Source organism: Flavobacterium circumlabens (assembly GCF_004345565.1).
GTDB lineage: Bacteria > Bacteroidota > Bacteroidia > Flavobacteriales > Flavobacteriaceae > Flavobacterium > Flavobacterium circumlabens.
The window spans coordinates 401,502-415,240 of record NZ_SLWA01000001.1 but is presented as its reverse complement, the minus strand read 5'-3'; the positions used below and the strand labels follow the sequence as shown (position 1 = coordinate 415,240).

At 36.3% G+C, this 13,739-nt stretch carries 10 protein-coding genes and 1 tRNA gene; 7 read left to right on the top strand and 4 right to left on the bottom strand.

Annotated features, from left to right (window positions below; genetic code table 11):
* The first annotated feature begins 108 nt into the window (after positions 1-108).
* The 4 genes from EV142_RS01725 (at position 109) to EV142_RS01710 (ending at position 8,456) form a co-directional block, all read left to right on the top strand.
* Positions 109-3,084 (top strand): SusC/RagA family TonB-linked outer membrane protein, encoded by a 2,976-nt coding sequence (locus EV142_RS01725; protein ID WP_132032114.1) that lies wholly within the window; start codon positions 109-111, stop codon positions 3,082-3,084.
* Positions 3,085-3,121: 37 nt separating this feature from the next.
* Positions 3,122-4,747 carry a RagB/SusD family nutrient uptake outer membrane protein gene (locus EV142_RS01720; RefSeq protein ID WP_132032112.1) on the top strand — a complete coding sequence of 542 codons (1,626 nt, stop codon included), beginning with the start codon at positions 3,122-3,124 and terminating at the stop codon, positions 4,745-4,747.
* 19 nt (positions 4,748-4,766) lie between these two features.
* Positions 4,767-5,516, top strand: a complete 750-nt coding sequence (locus EV142_RS01715) for a SusE domain-containing protein (RefSeq protein ID WP_132032110.1) — start codon at positions 4,767-4,769, stop codon at positions 5,514-5,516.
* A 72-nt stretch (positions 5,517-5,588) separates the two neighbouring features.
* The gene (locus tag EV142_RS01710) at positions 5,589-8,456 is read left to right on the top strand and encodes an alpha-amylase family glycosyl hydrolase (RefSeq protein ID WP_132032108.1); all 2,868 of its coding nucleotides are present in this window, start codon (positions 5,589-5,591) and stop codon (positions 8,454-8,456) included.
* 69 nt (positions 8,457-8,525) lie between these two features.
* Here the strand turns inward: EV142_RS01710 and EV142_RS01705 are convergent, their stop codons facing one another.
* The 4 genes from EV142_RS01705 to EV142_RS01690 form a co-directional block, all read right to left on the bottom strand.
* Positions 8,526-8,750: a DUF6814 family protein gene (locus EV142_RS01705; protein ID WP_127337929.1), complete on the bottom strand. Its 225-nt coding sequence runs from the start codon at positions 8,748-8,750 to the stop codon at positions 8,526-8,528.
* Between the two features lie 10 nt (positions 8,751-8,760).
* Positions 8,761-10,257: an MFS transporter gene (locus tag EV142_RS01700; protein WP_132032106.1), complete on the bottom strand. Its 1,497-nt coding sequence runs from the start codon at positions 10,255-10,257 to the stop codon at positions 8,761-8,763.
* Between the two features lie 397 nt (positions 10,258-10,654).
* Complete coding sequence (locus EV142_RS01695; RefSeq protein WP_132032103.1) at positions 10,655-10,942, bottom strand: GIY-YIG nuclease family protein; 288 nt, start codon at positions 10,940-10,942, stop codon at positions 10,655-10,657.
* A gap of 56 nt (positions 10,943-10,998) precedes the next feature.
* Positions 10,999-11,071 (bottom strand) — tRNA-Phe (locus EV142_RS01690).
* A gap of 99 nt (positions 11,072-11,170) precedes the next feature.
* Here EV142_RS01690 and EV142_RS01685 point away from each other — a divergent pair.
* The 3 genes from EV142_RS01685 to lptC are packed head-to-tail and all read left to right on the top strand — an operon-like array spanning position 11,171 to position 13,729.
* Positions 11,171-11,905 carry a type III pantothenate kinase gene (locus tag EV142_RS01685; protein WP_132032101.1) on the top strand — a complete coding sequence of 245 codons (735 nt, stop codon included), beginning with the start codon at positions 11,171-11,173 and terminating at the stop codon, positions 11,903-11,905.
* Entirely contained in the window at positions 11,898-13,127 is a 1,230-nt protein-coding gene (locus EV142_RS01680) for a hypothetical protein (RefSeq protein ID WP_132032099.1), read from the top strand. The genes EV142_RS01685 and EV142_RS01680 overlap by 8 nt, the downstream gene beginning before the upstream one ends.
* Before the next feature lie 50 nt (positions 13,128-13,177).
* Positions 13,178-13,729, top strand: coding sequence for an LPS export ABC transporter periplasmic protein LptC (lptC, locus tag EV142_RS01675; RefSeq protein WP_132032097.1), 552 nt, complete (start codon positions 13,178-13,180; stop codon positions 13,727-13,729).
* The last annotated feature ends 10 nt before the right edge of the window (positions 13,730-13,739 follow it).

The window sequence follows — 13,739 nt, the reverse complement described above, 5'->3', positions numbered from 1 at the left end:
AAAATTGTAAGTCGTTGAGCATGTTAATAAATTCCTAATTTTGAAATTCGAAGTAAAATTAAAAACTTAACTAACAATCACAAACTCAAACTAATTTAAACAAAAAGTATGAAAACAATTTACAAAAAGTTGTTATTTTTATTCCTGCTGTTGCCCTTTACTGTGTTAGCTCAAAACACTTTAAGCGGAACTGTTGTTGATAAGGCGACAGGACAGCCGATACCGGGAGTAAATGTAAATGTACAAGGTGCTCCAAGTGGTGCATCAACCGGATTTGACGGGATTTACCAGCTGTCAAATGTTAAAACTGGTAACAAAATTGTGGTATCTTTTATTGGATACACAACGCAAACGATTGATTTCAACGGACAAAAAACACTAAATGTTTCTTTAGAGGAAGATACCAATCAACTTAAGGAAGTTGTGGTACAAGTAGGTTATGGTACTGTTAAGAAAAAAGACGCGACAGGATCTGTATCTCAAATTTCTGCTAAAGAATTTAATAAAGGAATTAACGTAACTCCGGAAAGTTTAATCAGCGGGCGTATTTCAGGTGTAAATGTTGTTGGAGGAGGTGCTCCGGGAGCCAAAGCGGATATTAGAATTCGTGGAGGATCTTCATTAAATGCTTCTAATGAGCCTTTAATCGTTTTAGACGGACTTCCTTTAAGCAACGCGGTTCCAAGTGGAGCTACAAGTATTTTGTCTACAATTGATCCTAATGATATTGAGTCATTTACAGTTCTTAAAGATGCTTCTGCTGCTGCCATCTACGGATCAAGAGCTGCAAATGGTGTAATTGTTATTACCACTAAAAAAGGATCAAAAGGTGCTGTAAAAGTGAATTTCAGTTCTCAGATTGGGGTAAATACAGTAGCCAATACAGTTGATGTAATGAGTGCTGATCAATACCGTGAACTGGTAAAGACAAAAGGTACTCCGGCTCAACAAGCGTTATTGGGTACTGCCAATACAAACTGGCAAGATGAAATTTTCCATACTGCCTTAACAACAAACAACAATATCTCTGTAAGTGGTTCTTTATTCAATAAATTACCGGTACGTTTATCTGTTGGAAATGTTGATAATCCTGGAATCCTAAGAAACACTTCTTTTGAAAGAACTACGACATCGTTATCGTTAAATCCGGTTTTATTTGATAATCACTTAAAAATTGACATTAGCGGAAATTTATCTTTTGGTAAAAATCAATTTCAGGACGAAGGTGCTGTTATCGGAAGTGCTATCGGATTTGATCCAACGCAGTCCGTTTACGAAGCAGGTTCCCGTTACGGAGGTTATTTCGAATGGTTAGAGCCTACAGGAAATTTACCATTATTGCCGGCAAGAAACCCTGTGGCAAGATTAAACCAGGATAACAGAAGAGCAACTTCTACAAGAAAATGGGGTAATGTAAGATTAGATTATAAACTGCATTTCTTTGAAGATTTAAGAGCTGTTGTTGAAGCAGGTATTGACAGATTTGACAGTAGCGGATTTACTGAAGTAAGTACTCAAAGTGCTTTAGGATATCAGCCAAAAGCGTTTAGTGATCCTGCTTACGTAAATTTAGGAAACTATTCAAGCTATACGGATGCACTTCAAAACAAAAACTTAAATGCTTATTTTAATTATACTAAAGATTTAGGAAAAATTAAAATTGATGCGACTGCAGGTTATAACTACCAGTTGTTCCAAAAAGAAAAGTATTCTTCTGGTGAGACAAGACAGCCAAATCCAAATGAGGATGTTGCTACGGATCCGGATGTTAACTTACAATCTTTCTTCGGACGTTTGAATTTAGGGTATGACAGCAGATATTTACTTACTTTAAATTACAGAAGAGACGGAACTTCCCGTTTTTCTGAAGATAATAGATGGGGTAACTTCGCAGGGGGTGCTTTTGCATGGAACCTGTCTGAGGAAGCTTTCTTAAAAGATAATGCTACTTTTTCAACTGTAAAATTAAGAGTTGGTTACGGTACAACAGGTCAGCAGGATATTTCTGCTCAGTACGATTATTTACGAAGAGTAACTTTAGGAACCATAAATTCTCAGTATGTTTTTGGTAATACTGTTTATTCTACTGCGAGACCTGAAGGATATAACGAAAATATCAAATGGGAAGAATTGGCTGAGATGAACGTAGGTATTGATTACGGACTCTTCAACGACAGAGTTACAGGATCTATTAACTATTTCGATAAAAAATCAACCGATTTATTAGCAGATATTGCAGTTCCTGATGGTGCCAACCTAAGAAACCAGGGTTTCTTTAATATTGGTAGCGTAAGAACAAAAGGGGTTGAGTTTAGTATTGCTTCTGATATTGTTAAAACGGATGATCTGACTTGGAATGTAGCATTCAATACGACTTACATTGACCAGAATATTTCTGAATTAGGAATTACAGTTCCGGGTTTTCAGGGCTATTTAGCCGGAGATAATATCGCTGGTGGAAATGGAAATAAAATCCTGATTAACTCAGTAGGATATGCGCCAAATTCATTCTTTGTATACGAGCAGTTATATGATGCCAATAAGAGACCAATTGCAGGAGCTTATGTGGATAGAAATGCTGATGGCAAAATTGATGCGGGTGACCGTTACAGAGCTGGTAAAACAGCGCCGGATTACACTTTTGGTTTGTTCTCTACTTTAAACTACAAAAAGTTTGATTTTACAATGAACTGGAGAGCAAGTGTAGGAAACAAAATTTTTGATAACGTAAGTTCTAACTTAGGGTATTCTGATGCAGGATTAAGAAGACAAACAGATTTATCTAATGTAAGCTCCGATTACTACAATACCGGATTTACTTTTGAAGATAACGGAACATCACGTTATTTGTCTGATTATTTTGTAAAAGATGCTTCTTTTATCAAATTAGATAACGTTACACTTGGATATACTTTTGATAAAACAATCATCAAAAGTGCTTCTTTAAGATTTACAGCAGGTGTTCAGAATGTTTTCATTCTAACGAAATATGAAGGTTTAGATCCTGAAAAATTCAACGGAATTGATAATAATGTTTACCCAAGAGCGAGAACTTTCCTGTTTGGAGTAAATGCCAATTTCTAATAGTAGCGTGAAAATCAAAAATTTAAAAACAAACAAAATGAAAATATCATTTAAATATATATCTTATTTTTTCCTATTCGTTTTAGGATTAAGTATGACGCTTACTTCGTGTACGGACGATTTAAACGTGACGCCAAAGGATGATGACGAATTTTTATCTGAGACCTTTTTTCAGGATCCGGCATCTTACAAACAAGTACTGGCAAAATTGTACGCAGGTTTGTATGTAGGTGGAAATGATGGTGATGGTGATGCTTCTCAGCCAGGAAAAAACCCTGATATTGCAGGACTTGGAGGTGATTTTAGCAGTTACTTAAGATTACTTTTCGTAACACAGGAATTTTCTACAGATGAAGCAATTATTGCCTGGGCTGATGGTACTTTGCCAACTCTTAATTCTCAGACATGGGCTCCGGCAAATGAATTTCTGGAAGGAACTTTCTCAAGAGCGTTTTATCACATTAGTGTTGCCAATGAGTTTTTAAGACAAACTACTGATGATAAATTAACAGCAAGAGGCGTTGATGCAAACCTGAAAGCTGATATCGCTAAATTTAGAGCTGAGGCTCGTTTCTTAAGAGCTTTCTCTTATTATAATTTAATGGATTTGTTCGGAAATGTGCCAATTACTACAGAAAATGATCCTGTTGGATTCTTTTATCCGGTACAAAAATCAAGAGCGGAAGTTTTTGCTTTTATTGAATCTGAATTGAAAGACCTGGACAATAGTTTAGTAGCTTCAAAACAAAATGAATATGGAAGAGTTGATAAAACGGCAGCTAAATTTTTATTGGCACAGATTTATTTAAATTCTAAAGTCTATACAGGAGTAGAAAGAAATAATGAGGCTGCAACATTATGCAGTGAAGTTATTAATTCAGGATATACTTTTGCAGATGTTCCTTACCGTTTTTTATTCTCTGCTGATAATAACAGAAATGGTGCTCAAAGCGAATTTATATTTCCAATTGTTGGAGATGGTAACGCCATTAGAGCAACTGGTGGAGGAATGAGTTTTATCATGCACGCTTCTATCGGAGGTAGCATGGATGCTGCTTCAAGAGGTATGGATGGTGGATGGCAGGGAATCAGAACTCGTAGAGAGTTTGTAAATCTTTTCCCTGACGAAACCGGAACCGGAGATAAAAGAGGTACATTTTATACAGCTGGTCAGTCAAAAGACATTAATAATGTTGGAACTTTTACAGACGGTTATGCTGTAACAAAGTACATCAACAAAAATTCTGATGGTACTGCTGCTCAAAGAAATGATATCCCGGATATTGATTTCCCAATGTTCAGACTAACGGATGCGTATTTAATGTATGCTGAGGCAACTGTAAGAGGAGCATCAACAGGAAATATTAATACTGCTTTAGGATATATCAACCAAATTAGAACAAGAGCTGGTGCGCAAACTATTACAACGGCTCAGTTAACACTTGATTTCCTATTAGATGAAAGAGGAAGAGAGTTGTTTTGGGAATGCCACAGAAGAACTGATTTGATTCGTTTTGGAAAATTCACAGGCGGATCTAAAATCTGGCAATGGAAAGGTGGTTCTGTAAATGGTAATGCTACTGAGTCTTACAGAGATTTAATGCCAATTCCTGCAAGAAACATTCAGGCAAATCCAACCTTGAAGCAAAATCCGCAATACTAACATCTTATAAAATATTAAAATGAAAAATAGTTATAAAATTTTAATCGCATTTATTGGTGTATTGCTGGTTTCATGTAATGCTGATGATGTAGAAAACAGACCTGTTGTTGATGCAGGAACAGCTCCTGTATTATTAACACCATTAACTGGTTTTAGTATCGTGCTCTCAAAAGAAACCGGGAAAGATATTGCTACAACAGTAACCTGGAATAAAGCAACCTACACGGGACAGCAAACCGTAGTAAATTATACTATTCAAATTGCAAAAGCGGGAACTAATTTTGCCAGTCCAAGTACGGTAAGTAATACTACAGCGAATTCAAAAGAATTGACTGTTGAAGAATTAAATTCTGCAGTACTTAATGGAGGTTTTACGCCATATCAGTCGAATGATGTTGATGTTCGTATTAAATCTGTTGTAGGAGCCACAGGTCTTCCTCAATATTCTAATGCATTTACAATTAAAGTAACACCTTATGCTGCCTGGGCTAACTGGGGTCTAATTGGTTCTGCAACTCCTAATGGATGGAATGATCCGGACACGGATTTAAATTATGATTTGGCTACTAAAAAATATTCTTATGTAGGACCATTAATAGTAGGAGAAATTAAGTTTAGATTAGATGATGGCTGGGCTGTTAATTACGGAGATGATGGTAATGACAAGAAATTAGATGCCGGAGGTGCTAATATTCCAATCACATCAGCTGGTAATTATACTGTTATCGTTGATATCGCTAATAAAGAATACACTATTCAGAAAAACTAATAATTTTTGAAATAGTAAAAGGGCTGTCTCAGGATGGCCCTTTTTTAATATAACTAACCAATCAACCACATTATGAAAAAAACTTTACACTTATTTTTCCTTTTGCTGTCGACGGCTATTTTTGCACAACAGCAAACAGTTACGTACTCCATAAATCCGTCAACTTTTGAGGATACCACTTCTATTACCATAACAATTAATGGTTCCAGTATTAATGAAAGTACCTGGAGTGTTACCGGTAATGCACTATACCTTTGGTCATGGTCCTATAATGTAAACGATGCCGCTCAAATGGACTCTCCTTCGAACGGTTCCTGGACAGTTTCAAACGAAGCCAGTAAATTCACTTATAATGCCGGAACAGATACCTATACCAAAACTTTTGTCCCGTCTGTATATTTTAATAGAAGCGGAATCGGCAGGATGGGCTTTCTGGTTAAAGCAAAAGACGGATCAGGAGGAAAACAATCTCAGGATATTCTGGTTGAAGTAGGTTCCTTTCAGGCCACTTTAACTGCTCCGACCGAAAATAGCGCCAGCGTTATTGCCTCAGGTTCCAATTTTACTATTTCAGCAACAAATACAAATGGTGCTGCAAGTTACACCCTGAAAGCAAACGGAACGACAATCAATACGAATGCAGGTACATCGGCTTATTCGTATTCTCATACTAATATCAGCAATAATCAGAGCTATGAATTAAGTATCGTTCAGGGAGCAACAACTATTGTTAAAAAGTTCTCTGTAATTGTAAATCCAAATACAATTTCAGCAGCAATGCCGGCAGGTTTAGCAGATGGAATTAATTATAATGCTGGCGATGCTACAAAAGCGACCTTGGTTCTGGATGCACCTCTAAAAGACTTTGTTTACGTTGCGGGAAGTTTTAATAACTGGCAGCCTTCATCGGCCTATGCCATGAAAAAAGATCCGGCTTCAGGGAAGTTCTGGCTGGAAATTACAGGTTTGGTTTCCGGAGTAAACAATACCTATCAATATTGGGTGGTTGATGCAACACCGCTTGCTAATTCGCCGTCATTGGTAAAAACAGCTGATCCATATTCTACTTTGGTGTTATCGCCGTATGATGATGCTGGAATTCCTTCAGCTTCATATCCGAATATGCCGGTTTATCCGACAGGTCAAAATTTTGAAGTTACGGTGCTTAAAACGGGTCAGACACCTTATAATTGGCAAGTAACTAATTTTACAAAACCGGAGAAAGACAAATTGGTCGTATATGAAGTTTTGGTTCGTGATTTTGATGCTGCCAGAAACTACCAAAGTTTGATTGACAAAATAGATTATTTTAAAAATCTTAAAATAAATGCGATCGAATTAATGCCGGTAATGGAATTTGAAGGCAACGAAAGCTGGGGTTACAATACCTCCTTTCACATGGCTTTGGATAAGTTTTACGGGACCTCAGATAAATTAAAAGAGCTGATCGATTTATGTCACCAAAACGGAATAGCGGTTATTCTGGATGTAGCTTTAAATCATGCCTTCGGAAGAAATCCGATGGTAAGAATGTGGATGAACGATCCGGACGGAGATGGTTTTGGTTCGCCAACAACCGAAAATCCATATTTTAATACGGTGGCCAAACATACTTACAGTGTTGGGGAAGACTTTAATCATCAGTCACTAAAAACTCAAAACTATGTAGATCGCGTCATCAAACAATGGATTCAGGAATATAAAATTGACGGATTCCGATGGGATTTAACCAAAGGATTTACACAAGCTTGTACTGCCAGTGATGAATCTTGTACAAACGGTTATCAGCAGGATCGGGTCGATGTTTTGAGAAAATATGCCGATTATTCCTGGAGCCTGGATCCTACACATTACACGATTTTCGAACACTTAGGTTCTGATTCAGAAGAACAGCAATGGGCCAATTACAGAATCACCGAAACACCAAGTAAAGGAATCATGATGTGGGGCAAAATGACAGATCCGTACAATGAATTGTCAATGGGATATGGTGGTAATATTTCAAGAATGACAAGCGGTAGTCATGGTTTTACGGCAAATCGATTAATGGGTTACGCAGAAAGCCATGATGAAGAGCGTTTGATGTATAAAAATGTACAATACGGAGCTTCCAACGGAACTTATAATGTTAAAAACTTAAATACAGCCTTATCAAGAATGTCTGCTATTGGAGCTGTTTCTTTATTGGTTCCGGGTCCAAAAATGATCTGGCATTTTGGAGAATTAGGATGGGATGATTCTATTTTCACCTGTCAGAATGGTTCGGTAAATGATTCCTCAGGAACCATTTCGGGAGATTGTAAATTAGACACCAAACCACAGCCTCAATGGGTTGAGAATTGGCTGGGTGATTCAAACAGAAATAAAATCTATAACGATTGGGCTAAAATGATTACGCTAAAAACTACGGAACCGGTATTTTTGGGAATACCGACAATTGCTAATGCAAGTTCATCAAGTGTCAACATAAAAATCACCAATGCAAATTTAGCGGCAACGCAATTAAAAGATGTATTGATTCTGGCCAACTTTGGACTTACGGCTCAAAATGTTGCTACAGGTTTCCAATACACAGGAACCTGGTATAATTTAATGGATAATACCAGTATGAATGTTACAGATGCTGCAGCTCCAATAAATATTCCGGCGGGAGAATACCGAATTTACGGTAACAAACAGGCAAGTTTAGCAATAGCTGATTTTGAAAAAGGGAATACGGTAAATCTTTATCCAAATCCGGTTTCAGATTATTTTACTTTAAATGTAAGTACAGCAAAAGTTCAGATTTACTCCGTTTCGGGTCAATTGGTAAAAAGTTTTGTAACGAATGGAAATGCAGATTTTCAGTTTTCGGTAACAGATCTGGAAACAGGATTGTATCTTGTTAAAGCAGTTGATGAAAACAATAAAACACAAGTGATGAAATTCATCAAAAAATAATAGTTTGTTAGTAATGTAAAAGGGCTGTCTGTAAATAGACAGCCTTTTTATTTTTGTGCTTTTGCTGCTTTATTTCTTTTCGTTGTATTCTCCAATAACGGCAAAATAACCAAAAGTTCCCAATCCCAGAACAATTAAAGGAGTTAGGATAAAAAGGATTATAATCCCGAATACAAGATCATCTTGTTTGTCTGACAGCAGTTTTGGTAAACCGAATTCAAAAACGCAAAAATACGCAGCTGCAATTGCCAGTATCACCCATAGAACACCTAAAGCCTGTTTGATTGTATTCATTTTATTAAATTTAAAGGTGATTAGTTTTGTTTTTATTATCAATGTAAATCATTCCAATTATAAAGCATACCGAAGCAATAATAATAGGATACCATAATCCCTCCAGATAAAAATCAGCTTTTCCTGTTTCTTTGGCATGTGTTACAAAATAAGTGGATATTGCAGGAAGCAAACCTCCAAAAATTCCATTTCCAACATGATAAGGCAAAGACATTGACGTATATCTGATTTTGGCAGGAAACATTTCTACCAAAAATGCTGCAATCGGTCCGTATACCATAGTAACAAATAAAACCTGAATAAAAACCAGTAAAATCAAGGCCCACTCATCATTAGAATTAATAGTGATGGAGACGTTGGTCTGGGCTTCTTTCTTATTGTTAAAAGTCGTTCTTTTTTCTACATACGAAGTTCCGTCAGTGTAGGTTTTTGAAATTGTGGTAATTACATCATTATTTTTTGTTGTTGCCGTATTTTGAGTTCTTTTTTCTACAATTTCAGTTTTGGTACTTACATCTGTAGTGGTATGCATTGTTTTATAAATAGGCCTGTACAATAAAATGGCAAGCAGCATTCCGCCCATCATAATGTATTTTCGTCCGATCTTGTCGCTCAGCCACCCGAAAACAATAAAAAACGGAGTCCCTAATAATAAAGCAATTCCAAGTAGTTGATCAACTTGCGAGGAATCGATGTTCATTACTGTTTTCATGAAGCTCATGGCATAGAATTGTCCGGTGTACCAAACCACACCCTGTCCCATGGTAGCGCCAAATAAGGCCAGTAATACAAACTTCAGGTTGTATCGATTGCCAAAACTTTCTTTTAAAGGATTTTTACTTGTAGTACCTTCTTTTTTTGCTTTTGCAAAAACAGGAGATTCGTCCATGTTTTTTCGAATCAGATAGGAGACTCCAACCATAACAATAGAAACCCAAAACGGTACGCGCCATCCCCAGGAATCAAAGTCTTCAGCTGACAGCACATTTTTTGTGGCTAATATGACCATCAAAGAAATAAACAAACCTACAGTTGCAGTGGTCTGAATCCAGGAGGTCCAATATCCTTTTTGTCCCTGGGGAGCATGCTCGGCAACATAAGTGGCTGCTCCGCCATATTCTCCGCCAAGAGCAAGTCCTTGCAGTAAACGCAGGATAAGTACCAGTAACGGTGCTAAAAAGCCTATCGTTTCATAACTGGGAATACAGCCGATTAAGAAAGTTGAGCCACCCATTAATAATAAGGTAGCCATAAAAGTATATTTGCGGCCAATGATATCTCCAAGCCTTCCAAAGAATAAAGCACCAAACGGGCGAACCACAAATCCTGCCGCAAAAGTGGCTAAAGTAGATAAAAAAGCTGCAGTCGGATTATCAGTCGGAAAGAATTTGGTGGAGATTACGACGGCCAGACTTCCAAAAATATAGAAATCATACCATTCTATCATTGTTCCCATTGAGGAGGCCGAAATTACTTTCCAAATGCCTTTTGTAGAGTTTTTACTCATAAATTGTCTTGTGTTTTTAATAACAAATAAAACCATAAGGTATCATTTAACGAATATATGAGATATTTTTTTATTTAGTTAATACTTTTTTAACAAAAACGCATTAATTCAAAACAAGTGTGTTTTTAACAGTAATAAACCTTGTTAAAATGTATAGATAGGAAGTAAAATATGATTTTAAACGCAAAGACACAACGAAAAAACGCAAAGGTTCACAAAGCATAAGCTAAACTTAGCTCCCGATAGCTATCGGGATTGCGTAAATCTTAACGCTCATTGCGGTAAAACTTTCAGAAAAGTATTAAAAACAAAAAACCCGAATCCCGAAGTCTCGGCACTATTCGGGTTTTAACGGTGGTGCCTCCAATCCCGACGCTTCGGGAGAATCAGGGACAAATTATGATTTTCTTTTAGAAAGAATATCTTTTAAAATAGAAGGATCATTAATTACTTTATTATTAAAGATTTTGCTTTTCATTCGTTTAATGAATTTTTCCAAATAAACAGCTTCTTCCTTATCGATGCATTCGAAAGTTAAAACGATTTTCCAGTCATTTGCTATTTTGGTAAAAGAATTTGAATAGTAATGGTTTATATGTTTTGAAATTCTGTTTTCTATATTATTGGTTTCTCCAATATAAAACTTTTGGGAAGAATCGGAATAGAGAATATATAAGTAATGCATTTGTTGAAAAATATTAAAAACAAAAAACCCGAATATTTCTATTCGGGTTTTAACGGTGGTGCCTCCAGGGATCGAACCAGGGACACATGGATTTTCAGTCCATTGCTCTACCATCTGAGCTAAGGCACCGTGCTGATTGCGGGTGCAAAGATAGAATCATTTTTCGTTTATCCAAAACATTTTTTAAAAAAAATCAATTCGTATCTTTGCATTTATAAAAAAGTAAACATGATTTTAACTGTTGATGTTGGTAATACCAGAATTAAAGCTGCTGTCTTTGAGGGAAGTACTGTTGTTGAAAATTTTGTTTTCGAGAAAAATGAGCTTGAAAAAAAAATTAAAAAAATTTTAAAAAAATTTCAAAATTGTTCCGATTTGGTCGTTGCTTCGGTCGGAAATATCGAAAAACAGTCTTTTTTGGCTTTCGAAAAGGAACTCAATATTCATTTTTTAACGCATGAAGATGTTTTTCCCTTCAACAATAAATATGCAACCCCAAAAACGTTAGGAATTGACAGGATGGTTTTGGCTGCCGGTGCCACTTTACAGTTTCCAAAACAAAACAGATTAGTAATCGATGCCGGAACTTGCATTACCTACGATTTTATCGACGAAAAGGATAATTATCTGGGCGGAGCAATTTCTCCGGGTTTGCGATTGCGTTATGAAGCTTTGCATAATTTCACGGCCAGACTGCCTTTGCTGACTCTGGAATCGCCGGAACACTATATAGGAAATTCCACAAAAGAGGCGATACACTCTGGTGTTGTGAATGGTTTCGTCTATGAGATTGATGGTTTTATCGATGAATATCGGGCAAACTTTTCAAATTTTATAATAATTTTAACGGGTGGCGATGCAGATTTTTTGGCTAAACGATTAAAAAATACCATATTTGCCAATTCAAATTTCCTTTTGGAAAGTTTGAGCCAAACATTTCAATATAAAATCGACAATGATTAAAAAAATTATAATAAGTACCTGTTTACTTATATCGTTCGTTTCATTCGCGCAACAAGGTACTGCTTCACCATATTCCTTCTACGGAATTGGAGATGTAAAGTTCAAAGGAACTCTTGAATTCAGATCTATGGCAGGTGTTGCGGTAGAACAGGATAGTATACATTTGAATATTGAAAATCCGGCAAGTTATGCCAGTTTGGGGCAAACGACTTTTTCTGTAGGTGGGACTTTTGGAACTTCTAAGATAAAAACAGAAGGTGAAACTTCAAAAGCACAAAGAACAACTTTTGATTATTTGGCAGTGGGAATTCCTATGGGGAAATTTGGTGCAGCGTTTGGTCTGGTTCCTTTGTCGGCTGTAGGATACAGAATTGCAAATGATAATACAGATGTTCCTGCAGGGGTAAGCAGTCAATTGGAAGGAAAAGGAGGCGTTAATAAAGTGTTTTTTGGTTTAGGATATAAAATTACGCCTAAATGGAACATTGGAGCAGATGTGCAATATGATTTTGGTAAAATTACAACCACCAGTATAGAGCTGGTAACAGACGTTCAAAATGCGACCAGAGAAGAAAATATTTCTAAAATATCCGGCGCTACTTTTAACATTGGTACCATGTATCAAACGAAGATTTATAAAAAAATGAATTTATATACGAGTTTGAGTTACAATTTTTCCGGTAATTTAAATTCAGATAATACCAGAACTGTCCAGGTTGACGGTGATGCAGATTCTTATACTTATCCTGTTGTTGCAACAGAATTGAAATTGCCCAGTAAATTTACGATTGGCGCCGGTGTCGGAGAAGCCAGAAAATGGTTGATTGGTACTACTTTGGCTTTTCAAGGAGATGGAAAACTTAACAATCACTACAATACAGTAGACAATGTGCGTTACGAAAATTATGCAAAATATGCTATTGGAGGTTATTATATTCCTAATTACACCTCTTTTTCAAGTTACTTTAGCAGAATCACATACAGAGCAGGTCTTAAATATGAAAAAATTGGTTTAGTAATAAATAATGAATCAGTTAATGATGTTGGGATGAGTTTAGGTGCAGGTTTGCCGATTACAGGATCTTTTTCCAATGTGAATTTTGGAGTTGAGTTTGGTAAAAAAGGAACTACCTCTTCAGGTTTGGTTAAGGAAAATTATCTGAACTTTAGCATAGGTTTTTCTTTCAACGATAAATGGTTCGTGAAAAGTAAATTCAACTAAGCAGAACTTAATGTTTTTTTAAGCTCATTACAATTTACTACATTTGGCAAATGAATTTACCAAAGAAATATATAATAACCATTGTCACAGTTCTAGCTGTGACAATGTTTTTTGGGTGCGAAAGTAATTTTAAAGAAGTTCAGAAAATTAACTTCTCAGAGTTTGTTCCCGGAAGTGACGCAGATACTGTTAATATAAAATACACAGATTCCGGACGCATAACCGGAGTACTGATCAGTTCAAAAATGCTGGATTATTCTAATCTTGACTTCCCGTTTACAGAATTCCCAAAAGGTATTGATGTCACCTTATATGATAAAAAACAAAAGCGTACTTTTATAAGATCGAATTATGCTGTTTCGTACAAAGAAACCGGAATTATCGACCTGCAGGGAAAAGTAAAAATCACTTCAGAAACAGGTCAGATGCTTGAAACAGAACAGTTGTATTTTGATCAGAAGAACGAATGGTTCTATACGGAAAGAAAATTTAAGCTTACCGATGCAAAAGGAGTTTCTTACGGGCAGGGAATAGATTTTAGTAAAGACTTTAAAGTGATCAATTCACAGCGAATAACAGGCGAATTAGAAGCCGAAGAATAAAAACACAGAT